The organism is Sorangium sp. So ce281 (assembly GCF_051527395.1).
Classification (GTDB): domain Bacteria; phylum Myxococcota_A; class Polyangia; order Polyangiales; family Polyangiaceae; genus Sorangium; species Sorangium cellulosum_B.
Window position 1 is genome coordinate 11,860,149 of the sequence record NZ_CP150322.1, and the last position, 14,659, is coordinate 11,874,807.

At 72.9% G+C, this 14,659-nt stretch carries 11 protein-coding genes and 1 tRNA gene; 5 read left to right on the forward strand and 7 right to left on the reverse strand.

The window, feature by feature from the left end; genetic code table 11:
• Window positions 1–244: 244 nt before the first annotated feature.
• A complete protein-coding gene (gene rnr / locus WMF27_RS45515; protein WP_437762620.1) occupies window positions 245–2,617 on the reverse strand; it encodes a ribonuclease R in 2,373 nt (790 codons plus the stop codon).
• A gap of 91 nt (window positions 2,618–2,708) precedes the next feature.
• Between rnr and WMF27_RS45520 the strand changes: the two genes are divergently transcribed.
• Window positions 2,709–4,097, forward strand: a complete 1,389-nt coding sequence (locus tag WMF27_RS45520; RefSeq protein WP_437762619.1) for a vitamin K epoxide reductase family protein — start codon at window positions 2,709–2,711, stop codon at window positions 4,095–4,097.
• Between the two features lie 57 nt (window positions 4,098–4,154).
• On the forward strand, window positions 4,155–5,348 hold the full coding sequence (add, locus tag WMF27_RS45525) for an adenosine deaminase (RefSeq protein ID WP_437762618.1): 1,194 nt from the start codon (window positions 4,155–4,157) through the stop codon (window positions 5,346–5,348).
• Between the two features lie 78 nt (window positions 5,349–5,426).
• Here add and nadE read toward each other — a convergent pair whose 3' ends face one another.
• Both nadE and WMF27_RS45535 read right to left on the reverse strand, forming a co-directional pair.
• A complete protein-coding gene (gene nadE / locus WMF27_RS45530) occupies window positions 5,427–7,346 on the reverse strand; it encodes an NAD(+) synthase (RefSeq protein WP_437762617.1) in 1,920 nt (639 codons plus the stop codon).
• Window positions 7,347–7,357: 11 nt separating this feature from the next.
• Window positions 7,358–8,344, reverse strand: a complete 987-nt coding sequence (locus WMF27_RS45535; protein ID WP_437769924.1) for a hypothetical protein — start codon at window positions 8,342–8,344, stop codon at window positions 7,358–7,360.
• Between the two features lie 340 nt (window positions 8,345–8,684).
• On the opposite strand from WMF27_RS45535, the gene WMF27_RS45540 reads away from it, so the two are divergent.
• From WMF27_RS45540 to WMF27_RS45550, 3 genes are all read left to right on the forward strand, one after another.
• Complete coding sequence (locus WMF27_RS45540; RefSeq protein ID WP_437762616.1) at window positions 8,685–9,548, forward strand: Crp/Fnr family transcriptional regulator; 864 nt, start codon at window positions 8,685–8,687, stop codon at window positions 9,546–9,548.
• 199 nt (window positions 9,549–9,747) lie between these two features.
• Window positions 9,748–9,830, forward strand: a tRNA-Leu gene (locus WMF27_RS45545).
• 277 nt (window positions 9,831–10,107) lie between these two features.
• On the forward strand, window positions 10,108–10,809 hold the full coding sequence (locus WMF27_RS45550; protein ID WP_437944562.1) for a DciA family protein: 702 nt from the start codon (window positions 10,108–10,110) through the stop codon (window positions 10,807–10,809).
• On the opposite strand, the gene WMF27_RS45555 is transcribed toward WMF27_RS45550, so the two are convergent.
• From WMF27_RS45555 to purD, 4 genes are all read right to left on the reverse strand, one after another.
• Complete coding sequence (locus WMF27_RS45555; RefSeq protein WP_012241622.1) at window positions 10,700–11,548, reverse strand: FHA domain-containing protein; 849 nt, start codon at window positions 11,546–11,548, stop codon at window positions 10,700–10,702. The genes WMF27_RS45550 and WMF27_RS45555 overlap by 110 nt on opposite strands.
• A gap of 3 nt (window positions 11,549–11,551) precedes the next feature.
• Window positions 11,552–12,430: an FHA domain-containing protein gene (locus WMF27_RS45560; RefSeq protein ID WP_437762614.1), complete on the reverse strand. Its 879-nt coding sequence runs from the start codon at window positions 12,428–12,430 to the stop codon at window positions 11,552–11,554.
• Between the two features lie 203 nt (window positions 12,431–12,633).
• Complete coding sequence (locus tag WMF27_RS45565) at window positions 12,634–13,083, reverse strand: hypothetical protein (RefSeq protein ID WP_437762613.1); 450 nt, start codon at window positions 13,081–13,083, stop codon at window positions 12,634–12,636.
• A 9-nt stretch (window positions 13,084–13,092) separates the two neighbouring features.
• A complete protein-coding gene (gene purD / locus WMF27_RS45570; RefSeq protein ID WP_437762612.1) occupies window positions 13,093–14,427 on the reverse strand; it encodes a phosphoribosylamine--glycine ligase in 1,335 nt (444 codons plus the stop codon).
• Window positions 14,428–14,659 lie beyond the last annotated feature (232 nt).

Genomic DNA, 14,659 nt, shown 5'->3' on the forward strand with positions numbered 1-14,659 from the left:
CCTCTTTTGAGCGGGTGTCAGTCGCAGAGGGGCGCGGAGGGGGCGTGACTTTGGTCGGCTATTGGCCCGGGTCGTCGCGTGTGTCTCGACGGGGCCGACTCGTTCTGTTTCGTCGTGTCGTCTCGACGATTTCCACGAGGTTTCGCGCACTTGTCCGCGCGTATCGAGCGTGGCTGGGAGGGTGCTGCGCGCTCGTGCGTTCGAGCGGTAAAGCCTGCAGGGAATCGAGCCCTCGGGCGGGCTGCTACCGCTGCTTCTTTCGCACCTTGGCGCTCTTGCCGCCCTTGGTGCGCTTGCTGGTCTTAATGCCCGTCAGGGGCCTGGTGCTCTTGCTGATCTTGACACGACGGGGGGGCCGTGCGTCCGCCGCGTCGCGCCGCTGCCGGCGCGGCTTCGCCTCGTCCGCCGCCGGCTCGCCGGCGAGGCGCCGGCCATAGACGGCGCGCCGGAGGATGGCCACGTCCTCGATCTGCACGAGCATCGCGTCGCCGATCGCGATCCGGTCCCCCGAGCGGCGGCCGATGACGCGCAGCCCCTCGTCGTCGATCTCGTACTGATCCGGGCCGAGCGACTCCATGCGGACGAGCACGTCGACGAAGGGATCCTCGATGTTGACGTAGACGCCCCCGCCCATGATGCCCGTGACGGTGCCCTCGAAGGTGTCGCCGAGCCGGGAGCGCATGAGGAGCGCGCGGTGCAGGTCGACGACCTCGCGCTCCACCTCCATCGCCTTTCGCTCGCGCTCCGACGCCGTGATGGCCGCCTCGCGCAGCCGCTCGGTGGCCGCCTCGCTCCTGTCGACGCGCTCGCCGCGCAGCACCGCGCGGATGGCCCGGTGCGCCGTGATGTCCGGGTACCGCCGGATGGGCGAGGTGAAGTGCAGGTACGCGCTCGAGGCGAGCCCGAAGTGGCCCACGTTCGCGACGTCGTACACCGCCTGCTTCATCGCGCGGAGCAGCAGCATGTGCAGCACCTGCTTCTGCGGGTGCGCGTCGAGCTTCTTCAGGAACACCGACAGCCGCTTGGGGTCGGCCGCGTCCTCCGGGTCGAACGCGAGCCCGAGCTCGCCGCACATCGTCGCGAAGCGCTCGAGCTTCGCCTGGTCCGGGGGCGCGTGGTACCGGAAGACCGTGGGGATGCCCTGGTCGACGACGAACTGCGCGCACGTCTCGTTCGCGAGGAGCATCATCTCCTCGATGAGCTGGTAGGCCTTCGCCACGCCGGGGTCGTGGCTGCGCTTCTGCACGTCGACGGGCGCGCCCGTCTCCGGGTCGAGCACGACCTTCGCCTCGGGCAGGTCCAGGTCGAGCGCGCCCCGCCGCATCCGCCTGCCGCGGAGCAGCCGGGCGAGGTCCCACATCACCTGAAGGTCGCTCCTGAGCGCCTCGGCCTCGGGGCTGCGCGGCGGCTCGGGCGTGAAGCCGAGCGCGCGCGCCACGCCGGGGTAGGTGAGCTTCGCGCTCGAGCGGATGTACCCCTCGATGACGCGGGCCCGCCGCACCGCCGCCGTCGCGTCGAGCTCGACCTCGACGCACAGGCACAGGCGGATCACGCCCGGCAGCAGCGAGCACAGGTTCGACGACAGCGCCCGCGGCAGCATCGGGATCGCGCGATCGGGCAGGTAGACCGAGTTGCCCCGCGCGAGCGCCGCCTGGTCGAGCGCGGTGCCCGGCCGCACGTAGTGCGAGACGTCGGCGATCGCGATCCAGGCGCGGTACGAGCCGTCATCCTCGCGGATCACCCACACCGCGTCGTCGTGGTCGCGCGCGTCCTCCGGGTCGATCGTCGGCATGGGCAGGTGGGTGAGGTCCGTGCGCCCCTCGAGCGCCTCGGCTGGCACCTCGCCCCCGAACGCCTCGGCCTCGGCGATCGCCTCCGGCGCGTGCTCCTCCTCGATCCCCTCGCGCAGCAGGATCTTGGCGACCTCCACGTTCGGGTCGCCGGGCGTCCCCAGCACGGCCTCGAGCACGCCCTCCGGGTTCTCATCGGCCAGGTCAGGGAAGCGGGCGATCGACACGACCGCCGCGGCGCCGTCCTCCGCGCCGGGCGGAACGAGCGGTCCGCCCGGCTCGCGCGGCACGATCACGATCGGCCCGCGGACGCGCCCGTCGTCCGGCTCGAGCCACGCGCTCCTGCCACGCCGCCGCAGCACGCCCGCCACGCGCGCGTGGCGCCGCTTGACGACCCGGACGATCTCCCCCTCCACGCCGCGCCGCGAGCGGGTCGAGATGCGCACGACGACGGTGTCGCCGTGGAGCGCGCCGCCCATCGCCTCGGGCGAGATGTAGACGTCCTCGGCCGCCCCCCCGAGCGCCACGAAGCCGAAGCCGCGCGGGTGCACCGTCAGCGTCCCCTCGCGCTCGGCGCCGCGCGCCTCGACCTGCTTCTGGCTCGTGCGGAAGCGCTGCCCGGGGAGCGCCACGATGCTGCCCTCCAGCGACAGCTCCTCGAGCAGCCGCTGCAGCTTCGCGTAGCGGCTCGGCTCGACCCCGAGGCGCTCGGCGATCTCGTTCGCGTGCAGGGCGCGCTTGAACGAGGACAGCAGGTCGACCACGGCCTCCCGGCGGCGCGCGCCGGAGCCGGTCGTCGGGGGATCTCCGCGAGATGAAGAACGCATGAAACTCGACTAGCACGAGTCTCCTCGCGCTGGCTGTCTCCGCCCGGGTCCGGTATGCCTCGAACCCACCTCTCACCGACCGCAACGACCGATGCTGCTGAACTCGATCGTCCTGCTCCTCGCGCTGGTGCTCCTCGTCGCCCTCGCCGGCAGGGGCAACGTCTTCGCGGTGCGTCCGGCCGGCGACCGGCGTGAAGGACGTGGAGGACGCGACGGACGGCCTGGGCGCGCGGAGGCGCCTCAGGCGAGCCCCGAGGCGCCTGCGCCGCTGTCCTCGAGCGACGAGCGGCAGGCCGGGCGCGTCCGGTTCTTCGTCACGCTCTTCCGGCTCGCGCTCTTCGCCGCCATCGCGGCGAGCGCGGCGCTCGTCGTCGAGTACCAGAACGCGGGCGATCCCGCGTTCTGCGGCGTCACGTCGGGGTGCTTCGCCGTCAGGATCTCGCCGTACAGCCGCCTCCTCGGCGTCCCGCTGCCGAACCTCGGCCTCGCCGCCTTCACCGCGCTCCTCACCGCCTCGCTGCTCGCGCGGGCGCGCTGGCACCACGCCGCGCTCGCGGCCGCCTCGGCCGTCGGCGGCCTCGCCGCCGCGGTGCTCCTCGGGCTCCAGAGCCTCGTGATCGGGGCGTTCTGCGCGTGGTGCGTCGCGGTCGATCTCGCGGCCTTCGCCGCCGCGATCACGTCGGCCCTCGTCGCGCGGCAGGCGCGGCGCATGCCGGCCGCGGCGTTCGAGCGCGCTGCGCAGGGCGGGCCGCTGGGCGTCACGGCGTGGGGCGCGGCCGCCGCGGCCGCGATCGGCCTGCCGTTCCTCTGGGGCAGCCACCCGGTCATCCCGCCGCTCCCGCCGGAGCTCGCGGCGCTGCAGGAGCCGGGCAAGATCACGATCGTGGCCTTCACCGACTTCGAGTGTCCCTTCTGTCGCAGGCTGCACCCCGAGCTGAGCAAGATCGAGGAGCCCTACGGCGACAGGGTGCGCCACGTGCGCAAGATGGTGCCGCTCCCGAACCACCCCGGCGCGCTCCCCGCCGCGAAGGCCTACGTCTGCACGCCCGAGGACAAGCGCGAGCAGGCCGCGGCGCTGCTCTACAGCGCGTCGCCGAGCAAGCTCACGGACGAGCGCGTCGCGTCCGTCCTCTCGCCGCTCGGCCTCTCCGCCGCGGAGCTCGCGGCTTGCCTCGCCGCGCCCGAGACCCAGGCCGCCATCGACGCGGACGTCGCGCTGTATGGGCGGATGGAGGCGCGCGGGCTCCCGACGACCTACGTCGGCCGGCGGCTCGTGGTGGCGTACAACCCCGAGCGGATCCGCGATGCGCTGCGCCGTGAGGCCGCCGGGGACGACATGAGCTTGCCGCTCCCGTGGCTCTTCGTCGCCCTCTTCGGCGCGGCCGCTGTCGCCGTGCTCGCGGGCGGAAGGGATCGCTCGCGCGGCGCGGCGGGCGAGGGCGGCGCCGCGCCCTCGTCGTCCTCGCCAGAGCGATCGTGAGCGACGTCGCGCCCCGCGCTGCCTTTCGCGGCCGGTCGCCGGGTGACAGAATAGCTCATGAGTGATCATCCCGAGCTAGCCGGCAAGCTCCCCCTGGAGTTCTTCCGGCAACTACCCAAGACCGATCTGCACGTCCACCTCGACGGCTCGCTGCGCCTCGAGACGATCATCGAGCTCGCCCGCACCCACCACGTCGAGCTCCCCACGTACGAGCCGGCGGAGCTGCGCAGGGTGATGAACCTGGGCCAGAACTGCGGCTCGCTCGTCGAGTACCTCAAGGCGTTCGACATCACGCTGCGCGTCCTGCAGACCGAGGAGGCCCTCCACCGCGTCGCCTACGAGCTCGCGGAGGACGCCGCGCGCGAGAACGTGCGCTACATGGAGGTCCGCTACTCGCCGATGCTGCACACCCGCCTCGGCCTGCGGCTCACGAGCGTGGTCGAGGCGGTGCTCTCCGGGCTCAGGACGGCGCGCGACGCGCTGGGCATCGAGAGCAACGTCATCGTCTGCGGCATCCGCAACATCTCGCCGGAGTCGTCGCTGGAGATGGCGGAGCTCGCGGTGGCGTACAAGGGCCGCGGCGTCGTCGGGTTCGACCTGGCCGGCGCCGAGTACGACCACCCGGCGAAGCACCACAAGGCCGCGTTCCAGCTCGTGCGGCAGAACAACATCAACTGCACCATCCACGCCGGCGAGGCGTACGGCCCCGAGTCGATCGCGCAGGCGCTCCACGTCTGCGGCGCGCACCGGATCGGCCACGGCTGCCGCCTGCGCGAGGACGGCGACCTGCTCCACTACATCAACGATCACCGCATCCCGCTCGAGTGCTGCCCGTCGTCGAACGTGCAGACCGGCGCCGTGCGCGACCTCGCCTCGCACCCGCTCAAGCTCTACCAGAGCCTCGGCCTGCGCGTGACCGTCAACACCGACAACCGGCTCGTCACCGACACGACGGTGTCGCACGAGCTCTGGCACTGCCACACGAAGATGGGGTTCGGGCTGAAGGAGATCAAGGCGACCATCGTGGCCGGCTTCAAGAGCGCCTTCCTGCCGTTCCACATCAAGCAGGCCTATCTCCGCCGCGTCACCGAGGATCTCGAGCGCTTCTCGGCGGACGGCTCGATCCGCCCCGCCGTGACGCCCGTGACTCCTGGCATGGCCGCCGGCCACGACGGGATCGAGAGCGCCTCGAGGGACGGGAAGGACGGCAGGCAGGGGCCCCCGGCCTCCGTCGAGGAGGCCGCCAACTGACGCGTCGCCCGCCGACGCGCCGCGGATCGAAGCGCCGATCGCGCGGCGCAGGGCGGCGGCCGCGCCCTCCGGGCGGGCTCAGCCGCCTTTCCACTCGGTCCGCTGCACCACGGGCAGCTGCAGCGCGCGCTCGCGGTCGAGATCGAGCGAGCCGAGGTGGATCGCGATGGGCGACTGCACCCACTTGAAGATCGATCTCGAGAACAGCGTCGCGAACTTCTCGGCCCAGGCCCGCAGGGCGGCGGGGTCCTTGTCGGGGAACAGGCTCGGGAGCGCCGCCGCGACCTCGTCGGCGGCGAGCTTCTCGGCGCCGTAGAGGTGGAGGCACGCGTCGAGGACCTCGAACGGCATGAGCTCGGCCTCGCCCGACTGGTTCTCGGCGAGCTCCGGCCCGGCGGTGGTGGCGAGCGTCTGCTGGATGCCCTGGAAGCGGAAGCGCTGCGAGAGGCGCTCGAGCAGCGCGATGACCACCGTCTTCGGCAGGTTGGCGATGACGCTGAACGCCCCTTCGAGGTCGCCGCCCACCGTGGTGTAGCCGAGCGCCTTCTCGCTCATGTTCCCCGTCTGCAGGAACAGCGCGCCGCTCGTGTTCGCCCAGTTCCACATGCGCCCGCCGCGGATGCGCGCCTGCACGTTCTGCTTCGTGAGCTCGGTGAGCTGCCCGCCCTCGCCGACCATCGCCTGGGCGGCCTCGAGCTCCCGGGGGAACGCGTCCTCGATCGGGATGACCGCGAACGACACCCCGAGATCGTCGGCGATCTGCGCGGCGGCGCGGTGCGTGGCGTCGCTGGAGTAGCGGGAGGGCATGAAGAACGCGTGCAGCGACGCCCTCATCCGCTCGCGCAGCGCCGCGCCCTCGAGGCCCGGGTGGATGAGCTGCACCGCGCGCCAGGCGACGAGCAGCGTGAGGAGCGAGTCGCGGCCGCCCGAGAGCGCGAGGCCGATGCTCTTGAAGGCGCCGATCTTGCGGTAGTAGTCGGCGACGCCGAGCGCGAGCGCGTCGTAGAAATCGTCGAGCAGCTCGTCGCGCGCGGAGATCGCGGGCAGCGCCGCCGAGGGCAGGAACGGCGTCGTGCCGGCCGGCGGGGCGGGGTAGGCGAGGCGCGCGCGGTCCGCGGTCTCCCCGTCGATCCGGAGGGCCTGCACCATGCGGGCGGAGGCGCGGCGGAACTCCTCGAGATCGCTGCGCCAGGTGCTCGCCTCGCGGCGGCAGCGGGTGGTCCGGTCGAGGTCGACGACGGCCGCGGAGAACCCCTCGCGGAACCGCGGCGCCTCCAGCATCGGCCGGCCGTTCTGGTTGATGAACCCGCCGCCGTCGAAGACGAGCCCGTCGTTGCCGCCGACCAGGTTCGCGTAGGCGACCGTGCACTGGTTGTCCGAGGCGCGGGTCGCGATCATCTCGCGCCGGGTGCCCGTCACCCCGGCGCGGAACGGCGACGCCGAGATGTTGCAGACGATCTCGGCGCCGGCGTAGCAGCGGCGCCGCATCGGGCCGTCGGGCGACCAGATGTCCTCGCACACCTCGACGGCGATCGTCCCGAAATCGAAGGCGTAGACGCGATCGCCGCAGAGCACGCCGTCGGCGTCGAGCTCCATGAGCGGCATGCCGCGCGAGAACGTCCGCGCCTCGTAGAAGATGTTGTAGGTCGGCAGCTTCTCCTTGGGGGAGAAGGCGAGCACCCGGCCGGCGTGGACGACGGCGCCGGCGTTGAAGAGGTCGCCTCCAACGCCGACGGTCACGCCGATGACGAACACGGTGCGGAGCTGCGCGGTCTCCTCGGCGAACCGGCGGAGCTCGCGCTGCTGGCTCGCGACGAACGCCGGCCACTGCACGAGGTCCTCGGCCGCGTAGCCGCCGATCACCTGCTCCGGGAAGACCGCCAGGGTGACGTCGTCGCGCGCCATCGCGCGCGCGAGCGAGAGGCACCGGTCGGTGTTCGAGCGGACGGCGCCGACGGTCGCGTTGACGTTGGCGATTCCGATCTTGACGAGTCGCATCGGGCGGCAGCCTACCGCGGCAGCACGGCGCTGAGCAGGCCGAAGAGCTTGTCGAGCTCTCCGGGCGTCACGCGCCGGTTCGACTTCACGCGGTCCCCCTCGGCGAAGAAGACGATCGGGTCGACGACGCGGACCGTCACGATGGCGATGCGGAACGAGGTCGCGCGCTCGATCTCCTCGTTGAGGAAGGCCGCGTCGCGGGCGGCGAGCTCGGGGCTCTCGCTCGCGCCGTCGAGCGCGACCGTGGCGCCGCCGTCCTTGGTCAGCGTCACGGCGGCCTCGAGCGATCTCAGGGTGGGCGGCACCCGGGGCGCCTCCCGCGGCCCCTTCAGCGTCCGCGCCGGGTCGATCGCCGCGGCGATCGCGGCCTCGTCGCCAGTCGGATCGGGGAATCCGCCCGTGCCCAGGAAGCGCCGCGCCTCGCGCGCCCGCGCGATCGGCAAGACCACGAGGAAGTCGGGCTCCACGGTCGCCACGACGCGCGTGTGCCCCTTGATGGTCACGCGCACCGCTGGCACGCCGAGCCCGCTCTCCCGGGTCCCTGGCGGCTGGCTGCGCGAGAGGAGCGCGTCGAGGCCGGACGCCAGCCTGTCCGGCGGCACGCTGTGCTGGACGACGACCACCGCCTCGTGGGCCGCGTCCGCGCGCGGCGCGGTGACGAAGGCGCGCTCGACGTCCCGCTCCGGATCGAGCCCCGTGCCGGTGAGCACGGGGCCCCACAGATCGAGCGCCGCGAGCCGCGCCATGATGGGGTGTCCCCGCGTCCTGTCGCCGTAGACGAGCACCGAGACCTTCCCCCCGGCGATCGACTGCGCGATCGCGGCCGCGTTGCGCGGCTTCGGCGGCGGCGGCGTCTCCGCGCCGACCGACGCTCCCGGCGACGCGGAGCCGCACGAGGCGGCGAGGAGGGCGAGGCCGATGGCGACGAGCCGCAGCAGCGGGCGGCGCGGCGGCGAGACGCGCATCGCGGCGGGGAGCCCTTGGCGAACGGACGGCATCACCCGGGCGACGTTACCGGCACCTACCCGATCCTGCCAGCGGGGCAAACCTCCACGGCGCCCGGGCGCGCGCCGGCGCCCGCCGAGCGACCGCCCGCTCGCCGCTCGCCGACGCGCGACGCGACGACGCGCTGCGCGGCGGCGATGCGAGAAGGTGCGCGGGCTCGCGGTCCTGCGCGCGCACCTCGCTGCGGCGAGGCCATCCCTCTTCCTCGGCTCGGGACCTGGAGTAGGATGCCGCTCCCGCGGTCCACGCAGAGCTCGTGCGCGCCGCAAGGCTCCGTGTCCCGCGACGCTGCGGACGCGGAGCCCGACCCACGTAGAAGAGGAGTGTCATCCCATGGCGGTCCGCCCATCCGACCTGCACGCGATCCCGCTGTTCGAGAGAATCACGGAGGATCACCTCGATGACCTGATGAAGGCGTTTCAGCGCCAGGAAGTCCCGTCCGGCCACGTGCTCTTCGAGGCCCGGAGCGCTCCGGCGCACCTGTTCCTCCTGGTCCGGGGCGAGGTCGCGCTGCTCGAGGCGGGCGAGACGCGCTTCCGCCTGAGCCCCATCTCGCCCATCGGCGAGCTCGGCGCGCTGACCGGCTTCCGGCGGACGACGACGGCGGTGACGACGCAGCCTTCGGAGATCTGGCGCATCGGCGTCGCCGAGCTCCAGGCCTTCTTCGAGGACCACGGGGACGTCGCGTACCCCTTCTACAACAACCTGCTCAACGTCGTGGCCGGCAAGATCCGGCGCGACGCGCGCCGCCTCGAGGAGACCCGCGCGAACCTGATCCGCACGCAGAAGGCGATGAAGCGGCTCCTCGATCTCGTGCTCGACAGCGAGGAGACGCCGCTGAGCAAGGTCATCTGCGCGACCCTCGAGGAGCTCATCGAGAAGAACCGGCGCTCCCACTACATGGTCGAGCCGGCTCACACGCTGAAGAGCTCGGTCCGCCTGGACAGCGGCGCCCTCGTCCCCGTCATCGAGCTCTCGGACGGTTGGCTGCGCCTCGCCGGTTTGCGCGACGTCGCGAAGGGCGCGCACTGGAGCGGCGTGCTCGTCCTGCCGGCGCGCGAGATCCCGGTGAGCGGGACCATCGACGCGGTCGACGATCACGGCGCGCTGGTGCAGCTCGATCTCCTGATCGACGAGTACGCCTCTGCGCTCCAGGACTACCTGACGCGCCTCCAGATGCTGGATTTCGTGGTGTGACCTCGCGCCGCGATCGCGGGCCGCGCCTCGATGCGTGGCGGCCGCGGCGCGGCGGCGCTGCTCCTGGCCTCGCCGCGCCTCCTGCCCGCGCGCTCGCTCGCAGGCTCTCAGGCTCCTAGGCTCGCAGGCTCGCAGACGGTTGCCAGGATCGTGCCCGGTGATCTACGGTGCCAGGAGCTCGCTGACATCGCAGCGCTGAGCCGAAGTGGCGGAATGGCAAACGCGGCGGATTCAAAATCCGCTGTCCTCACGGGCTTGTGGGTTCGAGTCCCACCTTCGGTACCGAGAGCGCCCCTCACGATCGTTCGTCGCCAGGCAGCCGAGGGCGGGTGGTTCGCCCTGGCGGGCGGCCGCCTTGGTCACAAGGCGGCGCCGTAGGGGCTGGCCGTCCGTGACGCTGGGCGAGCCTGGACGGCGCGCTCTGCCGGCGCACGGCGCTGTCAGGCTGCTACGCTCGGCGCGCATGGCGCGTCGGAGCGGAGGTGGGATCGAACGGCTGGGTGCGCTGATCCAGCGCGGGTCCTCGCTCTCGGCGCCGGCGGAGGTCGACACCTCGCCGATGCCGTTCCGCGAGTGGGAAGCGGCCGTGGGGTCCCGGATCGCCGCGCGCGCGCGGCCGCTCAAGCTGGAGCGCGGCGTGCTCCATGTCCGCGCGGCGAGCTCGATGTGGGCGCAGGAGCTCTCGCTGCTCGGCGACGCCATCACCGCGCAGCTCCGGTCGCGCGGCCTCCCGGTGCAGTCCCTCCGGTTCCGCGTCGGCAAGGTGGAGCCGGTCGCACGGCCGCCGTGGCGCGAGGAGGTCCGCCCGACCCCGAAGGAGGCGCCGCTCCCGGTCGAGGTGCGGCGAGAGCTCGGGAAGGTCGCCGATACCGAGCTGCGCGAGGCGATCGCGAAGGCCGCCGCGAGGAACCTCGGCTGGCAGGAAGCCGAGGCGGGCGCGCGTCCCCGCTACGCACCGCCGCCGCTCCAGCCCTCCGCGGCGCCTGCCCCACGTGTGTCGCCGCCGCTCCAGCCCTCCGCGGCGCCTGCCCCACGTGTGTCGCCGCCTGTCCCGCACGGGGCCGCTCGAGCGGCGCAGCAGCCGGCTCCGCGCGTGTCGCGCGTGTCGCCAGAGGCCGCCGCTCCCGCGACGCCCGGCGGCGATGCGGAGGCTACTTCGCCGCGACGAGGCGCTCGAGACCCTCGATCCGCTGCATCAAGAACCGCTCGGTCGGACCGAACGACGGAGCCATCCGGCGCAGGTCGTCGAGGTAGATCCTGAGCGGCTGGATATCGAGCGTCTTGACGCGCCGGACGACGGTGTAGAGCTCGTCGACGACGGGGCCGGGCAGCGGGCGGCGCGCGATCGTGAAGAGCTCGAACGCGTAATTGACCCACGTCCCCTTGGTCGTGGCGCCGGCGAGGCGAGCCGCGTAGCGCGCGGCGAGCTCCGCGGCCGGCATCTCCAGCGGCACGTTCGTCCGCGCGCGGCTCAGGATGTCGATCAGCACCGTCTGCAGGATGCGCTCGGCCTCCTCGCTGCGGCCCATCGCCAGCGCCTTGTCGGCGAGGCTCGCGAGCAGGCGCAGCGACTGGAAACCCTTGGATCCGCCGTCCCCCGTCGGGCTCGTGAGCTCCGTCGGGTCGTCCGACATCTTGCGCATCTCGGTCAGCGCCATCGCGCCGAGCGTCGCCGTCGCGCGACGGAACTCGACCCCGTAGGCGTCGTGGGGGCGCGACTCCTCCCCGCCGTAGAGCAGCATCTCCTGGCTGCCGATGATGATGCGGTCGCCGTCGGTCAGCTCGCGCTGGCCGGAGATGCGCGTGCCGTTCACGTACACGCCGTTCCTGCTCTCGAGATCGTGCAAGGCCACGCCGTCGTTGCGCACCTGCAGCGTCGCGTGGCGCCGCGACACCAGCGGGTCATCGAGCGAGAGCTGGCAGTCGCCGCTCCGGCCAATCACGAAGGGCCCTTCGGGGAGCTCGAAATCGTGTGCCAAGTACCGGAGGCGGAAAGGCATGGTCTATTTCAGTGCGCCGAGGCGCTCGAGCCCTTCAATGCGCTGGAGGATGAACCGCTCCGCCGGCGTACGCTCACCTGCGCGCTCGCGGAGCCGCTTCGCGTAGCCACGGAGAATGGACATGTCGACGGCCTTCACCTTGCGCAGAACACTATACAGCTCATCGACGAGGTAGGCGGGGAGGAGGAGCTCGAGCCGGGTATTGAGCTCGAAAATATAGTTGATCCACGAGCCCCGACCCGTCGCCGCGGCGAGGCGGGCCGCATACATGCTTGCCTTCTCGACCAGCTCGGGCTGCACGGCGCCGACGCCCCCGTCCCGCGCCTTCGTGAGGATGTCGCTGAGCGAGCGCTGGAGGATGCGCTCGGCCTCGTCGACGCGCCCCAGGGCGAGCGCCTTGTCGGCGACGCTGCCGATGAGGCTGAGCGCGTGCACGCGCTTGTCAGGGTGCTGGGGGACGAGCCCGGGGAGCGACCTCCGGGAGGCGATGGCCGTCGCGCCGTCGTCCTCGCCTGCGGGCATCTCGCTCATGTCGACCGTGCGCGCGTTCTGCTGCCTCGTCCAGAGCGGCGCGCTCCGCGGCGAGTGCGCCGAGCTCGGCTCGATGGCCCCGAGCAGGAACATCTCCTGCCCCCCGATCGCGATCTTGTCGCCGTCCGCCAGGATCTGGCGCCCCGCGATCCGAGCCCCGTTGATGAGCACGCCGTTGCGGCTGCCGAGATCCTCGATCGCGACACCGCCCTCACCGACGGTCAGCAGCGCGTGCCTGCGCGACACCAGCGGGTCGTCCAGCGACAGCTGGCAGTCCGCGCTCCGTCCGATGAAGAACTCGCCGAGCGGCACCTCGAGATCGTGGGCGAGGTAGCGCAGTCGGATGCCCATGATCGAGCCATACCAACAGCCCAACAGGCCGTCAAAAGACAGCTTTCGGGCCGTGTAGCATTGGTTTGCAAGCCTACAAGAACGGCCGTGCAATGCGGACGGTACGTCCGCTTTCGTCTTACAGTATCACACCAGTTGTCGTCGTCGCATGGTGTCGCGTGTCGTCGCGCGCCGTTGCTACGGGCTTGGGCGAGGCTCTCAGCTCAGGGGAGGCGAGAGAGGAGCCGGAGCAGCCTGAGGAGGAGCCTTGGGTGCGCGACGAGGCCGTAGATCTTGAGCTCCCCGCGGGCCACGAGGCGCGCGAGGTCGCGCAGGGGGCCGCTCTGTCGGCGGTGCAGCACCCCCAGCTTCGGGAGGCGCGGCCAGCGGTGGAACGCGACGTCGGGGAGCCGGCGGAGCGCCGACTCGTCGCCGCAGAACGTGACGGACGGGATGCCGATGGCGCCGTCGTGGATGGTGAGCCGCCCGTGGTCGAAGCGCATCGTCATGGACGTGTCGGCGTCCTGCGCGACGACGAGCACCGACCCGCGCAGCGCCCGGAAATCGGAGGCGCGCTTCGGGTCGCGCGCGAGGTGCTCGCGGATGAGGTGACCGAGGTAGGCCGCGAGCGGGTTCTCCTCAGCGCCTGGGGCGAGATCGACGATGGGTTCCATGGTGCCGCCTCACCCGGCCGCGCGCGCTCCGTCGACCCCGATGTCGCGGCGGAGCACCTTGCCGTCGAAGTCGACGGCGCCCGCGGCGCGGAAGGCGCGCTCCCGCGCCTCGGCGAGCGAGTCGCCCGCGGCGGTGACGGCGAGCACGCGGCCCCCCGCGGTCACGACCGCGCCGTCCCGCTCGGCCGTGCCCGCGTGGTTCACGAAGGCGCCCTCCACGGCGGCCGCGGCGTCGAGGCCGCGGATGACGTCGCCGGTCACCGGCGCCGTGGGGTAGCCGCGCGCCGCGAGCACGACGGTGAGCGCGTGGCGGCCAGGGGCGACGCGCGCCGCCCCGGGGGCGAGCGCGCCCGCCGCGGCAGACGCGCAGAGCTCGGCGACGTCGCCCTCGAGCAGCTCCATCAGCGCCTCGCACTCGGGATCGCCGAAGCGGACGTTGTGCTCGAGCAGGATGGGGTCCCCCGCGGGCGTGATCATCAGGCCCGCGAACAGCACCCCGCGGAAGGGCCTCCCCTCCGCCCGCATGCCGTCGATGGTCGGCCGGAGGATCTCGCGCTCGACGCGCGCGGTCAGGGCCGGGGTGACGCGGGCGCTCGGCGCGAACGCGCCCATGCCCCCCGTGTTCGGCCCGGTGTCGCCCTCGCCGACGCGCTTGTGATCGCGCGCGGCCGGCAGGACGAAGATCGCCTCGCCGTCGCTGATGGCGTGCACGCTGGCCTCCTCGCCCTGGATCGCGTCCTCGAGGATCACGGTCGCGCCGGCGTCGCCGAAGCGGCGATCCACGAGCATCTCCTTCGCGGCCGCGAGCGCCTCGTCGACGGTCGTCGCGACGACGACGCCCTTGCCGGCGCAGAGCCCGTCGGCCTTCACGACGATGGGCGCGCCGCGCTCGCGGATGACGCGGGCCGCCTCGTCGAAGGAGCGCACGATCCGGAACGGCGCGGTCGGGATCCGGTGGCGGGCGGCGAACTCCTTGAGGAACGCCTTCGACCCCTCGAGGCGCGCCGCCTCGCGGCTCGGCCCGAAGACGGCGACGCCCTCGGCGGCGAGCGCGTCGGCGACGCCGGCGCAGAGCGGCGCCTCGGGGCCGACGACGACCAGGTCGGCGCGCTCGCGGACGGCGAGCCGGGTCGCCTCGGCGGGCGACAGGGACGGGAGATCGACGCGGCGGATCGGGGCGCGGCCGGCGCCCGCGCGCGCGTGGGTCCCGGCGTTCCCGGGCGCCACGATCACCTCGGCGACCGAGGGCGATCGGGCGAACGCACGCGCGAGGGCGTGCTCGCGCCCCCCGGAGCCGAGCACGAGGATGCGGCGATCTGATGTTCGGGGGGCGGCGGAGCTCACCCCCGCGCGCTACCACGCGCCGGGCCTCGCTGTCGAGGCGCCTCGCGCGGTCCCGCGCCCGCGGGGGGCTCCGCGGCGCCCGGCGTCGTGATAGAAGCGCCCGCTGGGCGCGCGGCGCGGCTCAGCCGGGGCCGCGGGCGCGCGCCGCCGGGCCCTTCGCGAGGGGGACCGGAGGGCGGATCCCTGAACATTCTGGAGGGATCGGCGAGCGCGGGTCGCTTGACGTCGAGGG

What these genes read in the sequence shown, in the direction of transcription:
- rnr (WP_437762620.1), bottom strand. Translation starts at nt 2,617, where the DNA reads ATGCGTTCTTCATCTCGCGGAGATCCCCCGACGACCGGCTCCGGCGCG.
- WMF27_RS45520 (WP_437762619.1), top strand. Translation starts at nt 2,709, where the DNA reads ATGCTGCTGAACTCGATCGTCCTGCTCCTCGCGCTGGTGCTCCTCGTC.
- add (WP_437762618.1), top strand. Translation starts at nt 4,155, where the DNA reads ATGAGTGATCATCCCGAGCTAGCCGGCAAGCTCCCCCTGGAGTTCTTC.
- nadE (WP_437762617.1), bottom strand. Translation starts at nt 7,346, where the DNA reads ATGCGACTCGTCAAGATCGGAATCGCCAACGTCAACGCGACCGTCGGC.
- WMF27_RS45535 (WP_437769924.1), bottom strand. Translation starts at nt 8,344, where the DNA reads ATGCCGTCCGTTCGCCAAGGGCTCCCCGCCGCGATGCGCGTCTCGCCG.
- WMF27_RS45540 (WP_437762616.1), top strand. Translation starts at nt 8,685, where the DNA reads ATGGCGGTCCGCCCATCCGACCTGCACGCGATCCCGCTGTTCGAGAGA.
- WMF27_RS45550 (WP_437944562.1), top strand. Translation starts at nt 10,108, where the DNA reads ATGCCGTTCCGCGAGTGGGAAGCGGCCGTGGGGTCCCGGATCGCCGCG.
- WMF27_RS45555 (WP_012241622.1), bottom strand. Translation starts at nt 11,548, where the DNA reads ATGCCTTTCCGCCTCCGGTACTTGGCACACGATTTCGAGCTCCCCGAA.
- WMF27_RS45560 (WP_437762614.1), bottom strand. Translation starts at nt 12,430, where the DNA reads ATGGGCATCCGACTGCGCTACCTCGCCCACGATCTCGAGGTGCCGCTC.
- WMF27_RS45565 (WP_437762613.1), bottom strand. Translation starts at nt 13,083, where the DNA reads ATGGAACCCATCGTCGATCTCGCCCCAGGCGCTGAGGAGAACCCGCTC.